Source organism: Acinetobacter soli (genome assembly GCF_000760595.1).
Taxonomy (GTDB): Bacteria; Pseudomonadota; Gammaproteobacteria; order Pseudomonadales; family Moraxellaceae; genus Acinetobacter; species Acinetobacter soli.
In genome coordinates this window covers 13,945-27,129 of the sequence record NZ_BBNM01000017.1, presented here as the reverse complement: position 1 = coordinate 27,129, position 13,185 = coordinate 13,945, and the positions used below count along the sequence as shown (strand labels likewise).

At 46.0% G+C, this 13,185-nt stretch carries 13 protein-coding genes; 7 read left to right on the top strand and 6 right to left on the bottom strand.

The window, feature by feature from the left end; translation table 11 throughout:
- Positions 1–30: 30 nt before the first annotated feature.
- From Aso01_RS15150 to Aso01_RS15130, 5 genes are all read left to right on the top strand, one after another.
- On the top strand, positions 31–789 hold the full coding sequence (locus Aso01_RS15150; protein ID WP_227265873.1) for a hypothetical protein: 759 nt from the start codon (positions 31–33) through the stop codon (positions 787–789).
- Positions 786–2,390: a GH3 family acyl-acid amido synthetase gene (locus Aso01_RS15145; RefSeq protein WP_004933472.1), complete on the top strand. Its 1,605-nt coding sequence runs from the start codon at positions 786–788 to the stop codon at positions 2,388–2,390. The genes Aso01_RS15150 and Aso01_RS15145 overlap by 4 nt, the downstream gene beginning before the upstream one ends.
- 21 nt (positions 2,391–2,411) lie before the next feature.
- On the top strand, positions 2,412–3,713 hold the full coding sequence (locus tag Aso01_RS15140; RefSeq protein WP_004933470.1) for a TolC family protein: 1,302 nt from the start codon (positions 2,412–2,414) through the stop codon (positions 3,711–3,713).
- A 13-nt stretch (positions 3,714–3,726) separates the two neighbouring features.
- Positions 3,727–4,890, top strand: a complete 1,164-nt coding sequence (locus tag Aso01_RS15135) for a hypothetical protein (protein ID WP_004933467.1) — start codon at positions 3,727–3,729, stop codon at positions 4,888–4,890.
- 173 nt (positions 4,891–5,063) lie between these two features.
- Entirely contained in the window at positions 5,064–5,759 is a 696-nt protein-coding gene (locus Aso01_RS15130; protein WP_004933464.1) for a DsbC family protein, read from the top strand.
- 33 nt (positions 5,760–5,792) lie between these two features.
- Here Aso01_RS15130 and Aso01_RS15125 read toward each other — a convergent pair whose 3' ends face one another.
- The 3 genes from Aso01_RS15125 to guaD all read right to left on the bottom strand — a co-directional run bounded on the left by Aso01_RS15125 (position 5,793) and on the right by guaD (position 8,270).
- Positions 5,793–6,050 (bottom strand): GlsB/YeaQ/YmgE family stress response membrane protein, encoded by a 258-nt coding sequence (locus tag Aso01_RS15125; protein ID WP_004933462.1) that lies wholly within the window; start codon positions 6,048–6,050, stop codon positions 5,793–5,795.
- Between the two features lie 157 nt (positions 6,051–6,207).
- On the bottom strand, positions 6,208–6,735 hold the full coding sequence (hpt, locus tag Aso01_RS15120; protein ID WP_004933458.1) for a hypoxanthine phosphoribosyltransferase: 528 nt from the start codon (positions 6,733–6,735) through the stop codon (positions 6,208–6,210).
- A 209-nt stretch (positions 6,736–6,944) separates the two neighbouring features.
- On the bottom strand, positions 6,945–8,270 hold the full coding sequence (gene guaD / locus Aso01_RS15115; protein WP_004933455.1) for a guanine deaminase: 1,326 nt from the start codon (positions 8,268–8,270) through the stop codon (positions 6,945–6,947).
- A gap of 295 nt (positions 8,271–8,565) precedes the next feature.
- Between guaD and Aso01_RS15110 the strand changes: the two genes are divergently transcribed.
- The gene (locus Aso01_RS15110; RefSeq protein ID WP_004933452.1) at positions 8,566–8,949 is read left to right on the top strand and encodes a DoxX-like family protein; all 384 of its coding nucleotides are present in this window, start codon (positions 8,566–8,568) and stop codon (positions 8,947–8,949) included.
- Positions 8,950–9,014: 65 nt separating this feature from the next.
- On the opposite strand, the gene Aso01_RS15105 is transcribed toward Aso01_RS15110, so the two are convergent.
- The 3 genes from Aso01_RS15105 to mpl all read right to left on the bottom strand — a co-directional run bounded on the left by Aso01_RS15105 (position 9,015) and on the right by mpl (position 12,386).
- Positions 9,015–9,980, bottom strand: a complete 966-nt coding sequence (locus Aso01_RS15105) for a TerC family protein (RefSeq protein WP_004933450.1) — start codon at positions 9,978–9,980, stop codon at positions 9,015–9,017.
- 276 nt (positions 9,981–10,256) lie between these two features.
- Entirely contained in the window at positions 10,257–10,853 is a 597-nt protein-coding gene (locus tag Aso01_RS15100; RefSeq protein WP_004933447.1) for an undecaprenyl-diphosphatase, read from the bottom strand.
- Between the two features lie 171 nt (positions 10,854–11,024).
- Positions 11,025–12,386, bottom strand: coding sequence for a UDP-N-acetylmuramate:L-alanyl-gamma-D-glutamyl-meso-diaminopimelate ligase (gene mpl / locus Aso01_RS15095; RefSeq protein WP_004933445.1), 1,362 nt, complete (start codon positions 12,384–12,386; stop codon positions 11,025–11,027).
- A gap of 198 nt (positions 12,387–12,584) precedes the next feature.
- On the opposite strand from mpl, the gene Aso01_RS15090 reads away from it, so the two are divergent.
- The gene (locus Aso01_RS15090) at positions 12,585–13,166 is read left to right on the top strand and encodes a hypothetical protein (protein WP_228127963.1); all 582 of its coding nucleotides are present in this window, start codon (positions 12,585–12,587) and stop codon (positions 13,164–13,166) included.
- Positions 13,167–13,185: the final 19 nt, after the last annotated feature.

Here is a 13,185-nt window from a genome sequence, read left to right as displayed (position 1 = left end):
AAATCTAAAGCAAAACCACGCGGGCGTTATATGAAGCGTGAAGATATCTCTTCAGAATATCTAGACCAGATGTATGAAATTTATTCAGAGTATTATGCCAATACGCGTAAGTCGATCTTTTTGGAGGATTTTAAAAAGAAACACGGCGCTATTCTAATTTTGCACCCGAAGCGCAATGAAGTTGTGGGTTTTTCAACAGTAGCGCTCCATCAATTTACCCTCAACAATAAAAACTATACCTTCTTGTTTAGCGGCGATACCGTGATTCAAAAAGAATTCTGGGGCTGCCGCACCCTGCAAACCACCATGATGAAGCTGCTGATCAAACTGCGCTTTCGCTTTCCGTTTGATGAGCTGTATTGGCTCCTGATTTCGAAGGGCTACAAAACCTATCTACTTTTGGCCAATAACTATTTTGTTTACTACCCGCACCATGAGGGTAAGCACGCGCACTTGAAACCGATTGTCGAGCATTACTGCAAAACCTATTTTAATGAGTATTTTGATCACGACAGTGGTTTACTCAACTTTGGTAGTGACTATCAGCCCCTTAAAGCCGATGTTGCGCCAATTACGCAGCAGATGCGTCAGGATAATCCTAAAATCTCGTTTTTCGAGCGTGAAAATCCGACTTGGGTTCAGGGCACAGAATTACCATGTATTGGCCGTCTGGCATGGCAGGATGTACTTCGCTTTCCACTACGTATGCTGACCAAACCGGCCAGCAAGGGCAAACAAAGCAGCAAATCACGCCCATCCTACAATACCCCAGAAGGGGCATCTTCATGATGAAGTCCATGGCAATCACGCCGCTCTCGCATCAAGTGCTCAAGCTGTTCTGTCGTCAGACCGATCAGCGTTTTCAAAAGCAAAAAAATGCGCTTGAACAGGTGCAGCGTGAAAAACTTGAAAAGATTTTACAGATGTCTACACTCGCCCAGCAGGCGGGTGTGACCGACTATGAAAGCTTTAAAACACGTTTTCCGGTCACGCGCTATGCGCAGTGGCGTGACCAGATCACGGCCTGTCGAAGCAGTAAAACCGCGTTGTCGAGTAGCAAGTTGGTGCGCTATCAGCCGACCAGCGGATCGAGTGAGCAGATTAAGTTTATCCCTTACACACAGGCATTTTTAGATGAACTCGATGCCGCAATTGCACCGTGGCTGTCGAGCATGTACCGTAAATGCAATCAACTCGATCGCGGCACGCATTACTGGTCGGTATCATGGTTACCCGAAAGCCAGCGTGAAGTACTCAAAGATGAAAATCTCAATGACGACAGTGCATTGCTTGGTTTAGGAAAACGCATTTTATCGAAATTTACCCAAGCCGTACCGAGTGATGTCTCCTTTGCTGCCCAAGCCGATGATGCACTGTTTGCGACTTTATGCTATTTGGTGGCAGATGCAGATCTGGCCATGATGTCGGTGTGGAGTCCCACCTTTGCGCTGCAATTGCTTGAAAAATTAAACGAACAAGCCGAAGAGATTGTTCAGGTCTTACAAAGCGGAACGTGGCAGCAGCGTGCAGCCTCACTGAGCCAAGTCAAAGCACCGCACCAGCCGCAGCGAGCGCTGTTGCTGGCTCGCCTGATGCAACAGTCACCACTGGATTATCAGCAGTTGTGGCCAAAACTGAGTTTGGTGTCGAGTTGGGATACCGCAGGCTCAAAACAATGGGCAGCCAGCTTACATGCAGCACTGCCGTTTGCGCAGTTTGAAGGGAAAGGATTGTGGGCCACTGAAGGCGTGGTGACGATTCCCTACGACGATTGTTACCCTTTGGCCTATCACAGTCATTTTTATGAGTTTGAATACTTAAGTGGGCCGCGTCAGGGCGAAATCGTTGCTTCATGGGAACTGCAATTGAATGATCATGTCAGTCCAGTCCTCACGTCGGGTAATGGTTTATTACGTTACTGTCTCGACGACAGCCTGCGTGTGACCGGTTTTTTTGGTCAAGTGCCTTGTTTTGAGTTTCAGGGACGCCGTTTTGGTGTCGATCTGGTGGGGGAAAAGCTCTCTCCAGATGTCGCTCACAGCTTGATTACGCAGCTTAAACAGCAACAGATACAGGCCGTTTCTCTGTTTGCGGTAGATACCCAGCAACAGGCCAAACCATTTTATTGTGTTTTGGTAGAGGGTGAGACGAGCCAGCAGGTGTGTGTCCAGCAGATCGATCAGGCGCTTCGTCAGCACTTTCACTATGAGCTGGCACGTGACTTGGGGCAGCTCGATCAGCCACGCGTCTGTTATGTCGACAATGGCTGGGAAGGTTATAAGCACGTGGTCATGCGAGAAGGAATGATCGAGGGCAACATCAAGCCCGAACCGTTAAAAAAAGTCACTTTATCGAGCCTTGAACACATGTTATGTGCCGAGCCTGTCTAGCGGGATGTTGTGGAATCTGTCATGAAACAATTACATTGGTTGGGTTTGCTGGGAGTATTGATTGCGCCGAATGTCTGGTGTATGACCCTGCAAGATGCCGTGCAAAGTGCGCTGAGCTATGAGCCACAATTGAAAATTAGTGATTTAAGAGTGGGACGTGCCGAAGCCGAATTACAACAGGCCGAGCGTCGTTATGGGCTTAATGTCAGTGTAGAAGGACGTTTAGGCGTAGGACAAGTCGATAATCCACCCAATTACAGCCCGTTATTTTCAATTGATGAAAGTTTTCGGCGCACCCGTAGCCTGATGCTGAAATTTGATTATCCCCTCTACACGGCGGGACGTGAACGCCTCGGAATCGAGCTGGCCAAAACGCAAATAGCTGCGCAGTCACAGGCCTTGAATGCACAGCAATCGACTACGGTTTTACAAACCGTGCAGGCCTACAGCGAGGTACTCAAGCAAGAGGCGATCCGTACCCTCAAGCTGAATGTGCAAAGTACGCTGCAACGTTCGTTCAGTGATGCACAAAAGCGCTTGAATGCGGGGGTGATCACGCGTGCCGATCTGGCCAAGATCGAGGCGCAGTTGGCACAGGCACAGGCCGATACCATGCGTAGCGAGGCGCAGCTCAAGATCAGTCAAACCCGGTTTTATCAACTGACAGGTCAAGCTGCAGATCACTTAGAAACACCCATTGAATTACCGCCAATTCCTGGCTCAATTGACGATATTGTCTATTCGATAAAACAGCACCCGGCATTGCAACAAGCCAGCTTAGAAGCGCAATCTGCGCAAAAACAATATCGTTTAAGCAAATTGGAACTCAAACCGTCGATTGGCCTGACGGGGCGAGCGGGAATGCAATATGAAGAAAAAGATGGTGAAAGTAAGGGCTATCTGGTGGGATTGCAGTTTAATGTTCCGCTTTATGACAGTGGCTTAAACAAGGCCAATCGACAAAAAGCTACCGTGGATGTCGCGCTGGCCAGCCAAAAAATGAATGCGCTGCAACAGTCGCTTCAGCAGCAGGCACAAACCACATACTTACAATTACAGGCCGTACGACAAAACAAGCGTGCACTCGATCAGGCCATTCAGTCGGCCACGATTGCGTTACAGTTCACCAAACGGGAGCTGGAATTTGGCACCAAAACCAGTAGCGATGTACTCAATGCCGAACAAAGCCTACTCGATGTCAAAACGCAAAAAATCCTCAATCAGCAAGATGAGCTTGTTTTAACGTATCAATTATTGGATCAGATGGGACGCCTCTCCAGCGTGTTTACAGTCGCATCGAATGATGCTCCCCCGATGCCATAAGGACTAAAAATTCATGAACAGTGCCGAGCAAATCGTAATCAAAAAGCCGCAAGGAATTGAAGTCCGCCATGTGGCGACAAGTGATGATCAAGAACTACGAAAACTGGTCAGTCTGCCGATGACCACGCGAGGGCTGACACTCAGTTTTCAGCGCGAACCAAGTTATTTTAAAGCCAGCCAAGTGATTTACACCCAAATTGACAGTACCGTAGCGCAGGATCACAGTACTGGTTGCTTGGTCGGGTGTTACAACATTGGTCTGCGGCCCTGTTATGTTAACGGCACCGTAATGCCGTTTCGCTACGGGGGCGATTTGCGTCTTTCACCGCAAGTGCGTGGTAAAGCCGTGTTGAAGCAGATGACACCGCATTTTAAAACCAGTTTAAAAAATCCCGATTTTTGTCAGATGATTATTTTTGATGACAACATTGCCGCGCGCCGTGCCATACAAAGTGGACGGCTAGGCTTTCAGTATTTTGATGAAGGACTCATTGAAACCCTAACCCTGACGGGCTTTAAACACACACAGTTTCCTAAAACGCTGCTGCATGCCAAGCAATCGATCGATTTGTCAAAGCTCAAGCGTTGCGTCGCTACAGCGGCCCATATCGAGCAAATGAATGCATTTATCCAGCAGATGGCAGCGCACTATAACTTTATTCCAGCCTATGACTTTGCGCAGCTATTGCACAACGATCCGTATTTTCAGGGCTTAACTTTAGATGATTTTCAGCTTTACTTTGAGCAGGATCGTTTGGTAGGAATGTTTGGTTTATGGAACCAAAGTGGATTTAAACAAAGTAAGGTGCTCGATTATAGTAAAAAAATTCAGACCTTTCGTCCGCTTTACAATGTGTGGGCCAAACTCAATGGCCGTATTCAACTGCCAAAAAAAGGACAATCGTTTAAGTATCATATTTTGCATTCACTGCTGTGTGAACCTGAACAACTCGCGCTACACGACGCCATGTTGCGTGATGCCTTCAAGTTATCTAAACAACGGGGAATCGACGCGATTACCTTTACTTTATCGCATAAAGACCCAAGACAGCGGCTCAACGCCTATTATAAAGGCGATGTGTTGGTGGGCATGCATGGCTTTTTAACCTTCGAGCAAGATCCTCGGGCGCAGTTTGATGCAGTTCGGATTCCTTTTTTGGAGGCAGGACGCATTTAACGACGACAGCAGTCTTTCGGGGCTGCTTTTTCCAATATAACGAGGCTTAAATCTCATTTCGATGATGAGTCACGTGTTCCACGTGGAACCACATCTGCTTCACTATAAATTACAACATACTTTTTTAGCGATTCAACTACACTGCACTTTTTTAAGCAATGAAGGGCGTGGCGATGAAAGTTCGTGTAATGATGGCATTGTTGGCGGCGATGACGGGTGTGGCACATGCCAATCTGCAAAACGTACAACAGCATCTGCAAACTCAATACCCCAAGCTCAAAATTGAAAATCTAGAAAAAACGGCGATGAATGGCCTTTATAGCGGAACCTTGGACAATCAGGTGGTATATATCGGCGAAGACGCAGAACATATATTTGTGGGTTCAATGATTCGCCTGAAAGACCAGCGCAATTTGACCAAGGATCTGGTGATGCAAAATAATCGCATTCTTTGGAGTGATCTGCCCTTGCAGGATGCGATTAAAACCGTAAAAGGTAATGGTAAACGTCAGATCGCGGTATTTTCAGATCCGAATTGCCCTTATTGCAAACAGCTTGAGCAAAACTTGAGTCAGCTCAACAATGTGACCATTTATACTTTTCTTTATCCGCTCAAAACGCAATCTGTTACACCATCAAAACAGGTTTGGTGCTCAGCAAATCGCAGCTATGCATGGAAGAATTTAATTTCGAACAATGTCGCACCACAGGCCAACGCAAACTGTACTACGCCTGTAGAACGTAATCTGGCGCTGGGCGAACGCTTGAAGATTCAGGGCACGCCGACCTTGTTTTTTGCCAACGGACTAAAAGTGACTGGCGCACAAAGTGCAGCGCAGATTGAACAGGTGCTCAGCGAGATCAAGTGAGGCAAGATGTTGCCTCACCTTGAATCTAACCGTTTAGGCGTTACTTCGTTTGGTAATCAGGTTGTAAATAAACAAGATCACAATTGCCCCAATCACAGAGGCAATAAAGCCTGCACTGGAGTTATTGCTGTATAGCCCAAGTAGTCGGCCGCCATAAGTTGCCAGTAAAGAGCCAGCAATACCGAGTAATGTTGTCACGATGAATCCGGCTTTATCGTCACCGGGATGAATCGCGCGTGCAATCAGGCCTGCAATGAAACCCACGACAATTGCCACAATTAATGACCACATGGATGTTCTCCTTGTTTCTCATTTTTTTGGTTTTACATGATGTTGTTTGATTATGATGAAACGAAACCAATCAAAGTGACAGAGAAACTCAGATACATCCTGTAGGTGTTTTGTGCAGAGTGTAAACAAAAAAAATGGTGCGATTGCACCATTTTTCTTAAAGACCGATTTCGCCAATAAACGGCAAATGACGGTATTTTTGATCGTAATCGAGTCCGTAGCCCACAATAAAACGATCTTCAACTTCAAAGCCTAAGAATTTGACTTCAAGCTCGATTTCACGGCGTGAAGGTTTGCTCACCAGCGTACACAGCTCAATAGAATTCGGTTCACGCGTTTGCAAGATTTCCAAAACCTTGCTCAAGGTATTGCCAGAGTCAATAATATCCTCAACCACCAGAACATCTTTGCCACGAATTTCGCCGTCTAAATCTTTTAAGATTCTGACATCTCGGCTCGATACCGTGCTGGCACCATAGCTTGAAACCGTCATGAAATCGAGTTCATGTGGTTTTGCAATCGCACGACATAAGTCGGCCATAAAAATAAATGAACCACGCAACAGGCCAATCAGGACCAGATCTTTGTTGCTGTTGGCATAGTGAGCATTAATTTGTTCACCGAGCTGCTTTACTTTGGCTTGAATCTCTTCGGCAGAGATCATTACGCTCATTTCGACGGTCATGTGCAGAAACCTAAAACATCAGAAAGTTTTCAAATAAAAAAGGTGTTGACCAGCAACACCTCAAAATCATAAATCGATGACTAAAGTTTAAAGCAAAAAAGCCTGCGATGCATCATTTGTTGTGTATACATCATGCGTCAGGCTGAACTGACTGGTCCGATCTGAGTAAACATGCACAGCCCAGTAACAGCACAGTCCAACGGACGAGATTAGTTCGACGCCGCTTTTTGATAGACTTTTTGTCCGTACACGTAGGTCGATTCGACATTACGATCGTCTCCCATGGTAAAGAGCGCAAACAAGGCATCTTCAAGCGATTTGGCTCTCGACTGACGCAGCGCCTGCAAAGCGGTGGCTTTCAAATCGAGTACCACAAAATCGGCTTCTTTGCCCAGTGCAAAATTGCCCAGTTTATCGTCTAGATCAAGCGCTTTGGCACCACCAAGTGTGGCATGATAAAACGATTCATAGGCAGAAAGTTTATCGCCCTGAAGCTGTTGGACTTTGTAGGCTTCGTTGACGGTTTGTAACAGACTAAACGATGTACCTGCACCGATGTCTGTACCTAAACCGACTTTAACCTGTTTATCCCATGTTTTTTTCAGTGGAAACAGCCCACTACCTAAAAACAGATTCGACGTCGGACAAAACGCAATTGCTGAGTCGGTCTGGTGCATGCAGTCCCATTCGTGCTCTTCAAGATGAACACAATGTGCAAATACTGAACGTTTTCCGGTGAGGCCGTAGTGCTGATAGACATCTAAATAGCCCGTCTGCTCGGGAAATAAATCTTTCACCCACGCAATTTCGTCTTTATTTTCGCTCAAGTGCGTATGCACATAGACATCAGGAAATTCTTGTTTAAGCTGTCCTGCCCGTGCCAGTTGTTCTGGCGTAGACGTCGGAGCAAAACGCGGCGTAATCGCATAGAGCGCACGGCCCTTCCCGTGCCATTTTTCAATCAGCGCCTTAGATTCATTATAGGCACGCTCTGCGGTATCGCAGAGCCCGTCTGGGGCATGACGATCCATCAATACCTTACCAGCCACCACCCGCATCTGGCGCGCTTGTGCCGCTTCAAATAACGCGTCTACCGATTCAGGATGTACGGTACAAAACACCAAGGCCGTTGTGGTGCCGTTTTTAAGTAATTCATCGAGAAAAAACTCGGCAATTTCCTTGGCATAGGCCGCATCTTTAAATTGTAGTTCGGTTGGAAAGGTGTAGGTATTGAGCCAGCTCAGGAGCTGTTCGCCATAGGCACCGACCATTTCGGTTTGCGGGTAATGAATGTGAGTATCAATCATGCCCGGAATAATTAATTGCTCGTGGTAATGGGTAATCTCTACATGGGCAGGCAAGTGGTCTTTTAAATTTTCCCAGTGATCAAAGGCCACAATCTTACCCTGCTCGATCAGCATCACGCCATCTTCAAGATAGCGTACGTGCTCTGCAATTTGATCGGCTTGATTAACGAGAGACTGGATATCCAAAAAGCGACCACGAATGATGGCTTGCGGAGCAGAAAATGACATACTGAACCCTACAACGTGTAATTTTTTCGGTTGATTGTAACGTATTTCATCTACCTTGGCGGCACTATATGTTGATGCGCAACATGATTATTCAAAAATACAGATAAAAAGAAAGGGCCTGAGCAAGCCCTAAAAAATGCAAGGTTTTTATTTTTTATAGCTGCAAATTTCTTGCCAAGAAAGGCACCTGGTAATGTGCACAGATAAATGATTGATCCTTTACAGGTTTGCGGACTGTGGATGTAGAATATGTGAGCGTATTTATTCCTTTAAGGACGCTCAGAGATGAATCCACGTGCACAATGATCCCATTTGTAAAACCATTAATCGCCTACTTGCCTTTTTTTGGTGCTATCAGGGGATGGTACCGAAATTGATATGGCAGCACCCCGACGAGCTCAAAATCTGGCAGGTTTTAGGTGTTTCTGAGGTATGGGCACTACGTGCTGTCTATGCTTCAGGTGTGGCTGAGGTAATCTTTGGCTTGTTGTTTTTGTTCTATGCCAGCAAGGTCCTGCATTACTTTAATTTACTGGGTTTGCTGTTTCTGTTGCTGCTCGTAATGTTGTTACTGCCCTCCACTTTGGTTCAGGCCTTTAATCCAGTGATAATGAATCTGGCCATGATGGGGCTTTCATGGGTGTATGTGCGCTATGTGGTATCTTTAAGCCGCTCATAAAAGTGTTAATGCTATAAAAAATGCCTTTGAACAAGTCAAAGGCATTTTTTATGTGGTGCTTTAGCTTAAGAGTCAGACAACTCTTGTTTCTTGTTGTGACGCATCGAAAGCCACGCCGTGATTCCCAATACAATCACAATAAAACTGAGCGAGATCCAGATTGGCATGTGGAACACATCCAGCATGAGCATTTTGAAACCGATGAACAGCAAGATGATGCCCAGACCATACGGTAAATAGTGCATTTTAGATGCCGCACCTGCCAGCAAGAAGAACATGGCACGCAAGCCTAAAATCGCCATCAAGTTTGCGGTTAAAACAATAAACGGATCGGTGGTTACGGCAAAGATTGCAGGAATTGAATCGACTGCAAAAATAACATCCGAAAATTCAACCAGAATCAGCACAATAAATAACGGTGTTGCCCAGAGCACACCTTGCTCACGGATAAAGAAACGATCGCCATGGAAGTTCTGGGTAATTCGCATATGCTTACGTAACCATTTCAGCACCTTCATATCTTCGATGTTTTGTTCTTCTTCGCCCTGACCTTTAAGGAATTTAAAGCCGGTATACACCAAGAAAGCACCAAAGATGTACAGCACCCAAGAAAACTCTTGAACGAACCAAGCACCAATAAAAATAAAGATACTGCGTAAAATAATGGCGCCTAGTACACCGTAAAGCAGAATTTTACGCTGCAGTCCTGCTGGCACAGCAAAGGCCGCAAAAATCATTAGCCAGACAAAGACATTATCAATTGCTAAGGATTTTTCAAGCAGATAACCTGCCAGATATTCCATGGTCTTCTGATTAGCGATCGCCAGTGTTGCCGTTTGTTGTAGATAGAGCCAGAGTCCGCCTGCAAACAAGAGTGCAACCGTGACCCATGCAATACTCCAAGTCAGTGCTTGCTTGAGCGGTACTTCGTCTGCTTTTTTTTGTTTGAAGCCTAAAAAGTCAATCAATAGCATCACAAACACGATGCCAAAGAAGACCAGATACAGCCATGGATTGCCGATAGAGTCCATTTTTTTCTCCCTATCCGGCAAGCAGTCATAAAAAAACCTCGACCAGCTGCCAGATAACATAATAATCTGAAACAACATGATCAAGGTCTTGCCTACACAGAATAAGAACGCTGTGCTCAGATACCGACTTTTTTCAAAGTGTATTGACGATATCTGACGCGTTTGAGTCATGCTCGAAACGCTTGGAGGAGGCTACTCCCCTTGTCAAACTAAATTTTGCTTTGGATGAAAAGCATGCCACAGTCGCGATCAAAGATCAAGCACCGAGTCACAGCTTTATTTCAACCAGCCACGACGCAGTAGCGGATGAAATAACCATGAATATGCGGCAACTGCCATGTGCATAATGTGCGTTTGACACAGCGGCCATATATATACGCCAAGGCCATTAATCACCAACGCCACACCAAAGGCACCGAGCATATCCAGCGGGAAATGTACCCCAATATAAATACGTGACCAAGCCACTGCAAACGCCATGAGCAATAAAATGCCGCCAGCCACTCGTCGCCCAACACTTAAGTATGACAATGCGATGGTACTAAAAATCAGCATGTGATTACTTGGAAAGGAAGCGGTAGCGCTGTGCTCAATCAGGGTATGACCAACACCCAGTACAAAGGGACGCGAATGTGGATAATACAGTGAAATCAAATAACCAAAACCGAGTGCAATCGAGGTCAATAAGACTGCTCTTAAGGCACGTTCCTTGTTGGCAAGATCGCCAAAGCACCACAAAAAAACCAGCAGACCTAACACCAGATACAGTAAATCATTGGCAATAAAAATAGCCAGATGAATGATCCACGGCTTCGCTTCGGCCGATGCATTGATCAGGCTAAACAGCTCGAGATTGAGCGTTTCAATAGGCATGTGCCCTCCACTCTCAAATGAAGAAAGCACGCATCATAAAGAAATCAGCACAATCTGAAATTGTAAATCCGCACAGTTTTGTAAGAATTGACTGTTTAAGCAGCAATTGAAGACATGACTCGAGTGAAGGCACAAATGAAGCCCCTTCACTCAAGCAGCGCTGCTGATGAATTAATCTTGTAAAGCAGAAATTAATTTTTGATGCAGCCCACCGAAACCACCATTCGACATGATGACGACCGCATCACCTTCAGCGGCTTCTGAACGAATTCGCTGAATAATCTCATCCAGCGAGTGACTGACTTGTGCAGAATTAACCGCAGCCTCAATCACGGGCTGCAAATCCCAGTCTAGACCTTCTGGTTGATACCATATGACTTCATCGGCCAGACGTGCAGCATCTGCCAATCCCTCTTTATGACTGCCCATGCGCATGGTATTCGAGCGCGGTTCAATCACTGCCCATAAACGGCGGTTACCCAAACGTTGACGTGCACCATCGAGCGTAGTTTCAATTGCAGTGGGGTGATGGGCAAAGTCGTCATACACTTCAATCCCCCGAATGGTTCCCAACAGTTCCATACGACGCTTCACACCGCCAAAAGCAGATAACGCCTCACAGGCCTGTGCAATACTCACTCCGACATGCTGAGCCGCCGCAATAGTTGCAAGTGCATTGGCAACGCTATGCTGACCGGTCATATTCCAGCGAACTTCACCTTGAACCACGCCGTGTTCAAGGACTTTAAAATGACTACCGTCGGCGCTGAGTTGCTCAGCACTGATTTGTGCATCGTTGGCATTTAAGCTGGTACGAACCACAGGCGTCCAGCAGCCCATAGCCAAGACTTCATCAATATTGGTTTCGGTGGTTGGACTAATAATACAGCCTTCACTTGGAATGGTACGTACCAGATGATGAAACTGTTTTTGAATGGCAGCCAGATCATCAAAGATGTCGGCATGGTCAAATTCGAGGTTATTTAAAATCGCTGTTTTAGGGTGATAATGAACAAACTTGGAGCGTTTATCAAAAAAAGCAGAATCGTACTCATCCGCTTCAACACAGAAATATTTTCCGCCGCCCAAACGCGCACTTTCGCTAAAACCCAGCGGAACACCGCCAATCAAAAAGCCGGGATTTAAACCCGCCTGGTCGAGCACCCAGGCCAGCATAGTTGTAGTGGTGGTTTTGCCATGTGTCCCTGCAACGCCCAACACATGTTTGCCTTGCAATACATGATCGGCCAGAAATTGTGGGCCGGAGATATAAGGTAGGCCCTGATTCAGCATGTACTCGATCGCATCGATACCACGTTTCATGGCATTGCCCACAATGACCAGATCAGGGTGTGGTTGTAAGTGGCTTCGGTCGTAACCTTGCATCAATTCGATGCCTGCACGTTCGAGTTGAGTCGACATGGGTGGATAGACGTTGGCATCGGAACCTGTCACTTTATGACCCAGATCGCGGGCCAAAAGCGCCAAAGAACCCATAAATGTGCCACAAATACCCAAAATATGCAGATGCATTACTTGCCTACTCCACTGTCATTGACACATCACTTCATTTGCTCGGTGCTGTTGTCTAAATCGTTAAAATTTGAGTGCAACGATATCAAGGCTGTTTCTGAAAAGATAGTTTTTCTTGTTATCGGCTGAGGTCGTCGCATTCTGGCTAAAAATACGGCATAGTAATGCTTAGCGCGTAAATTTGTAGCAAGCTGAGCAGTGAGTAAAGCATCCATTATACAGACGCAACCCACCCGGATTTTTAGCTTTGAGCGGGTGTATCCTTATTCAGCATTTCAGGTGCTATGGATGTGTGTGCCTGTTTTGCTGGTTTTTGTACTGATCTATGTCTATGTAGTGGGTGCAGACTTTTATTTAGGGCCTGTCAGTCTCTTATTTCTACTGTATTTCGGGACGGTTGCAGGGTTGGTGCGCATGTTTTCAAAGCAGGTTCAGATCTGGTTTGATGCCAGTTGCATGTATGTGCAGTTGGGTCAGGCGCTGCCACAGTGCTATGCCAAAGCCGATATTGTAGGTTTTTATAGTTATGACTATGCCACTCAAGCACCTGCCTTAAAAAGTTCTAAAATTTGCATCCATTTTTATTTACGAAACGGACAGAAGATTATGCTGAACGATTCGGATTATCGGCGTTCAGTCGATGAATCCTCCCAGATAATCCTCAAGCAATTTCTGCAAACTACGCAGCGCGAACTTAATTTTTTGCCTGTACGGCAGCGCTATAAGCATTACGCCGATGGCGTGTATTGGTATAGTGATGCCAGTCGTGATATTGACTGATTTTACTTTTAAGCATTGC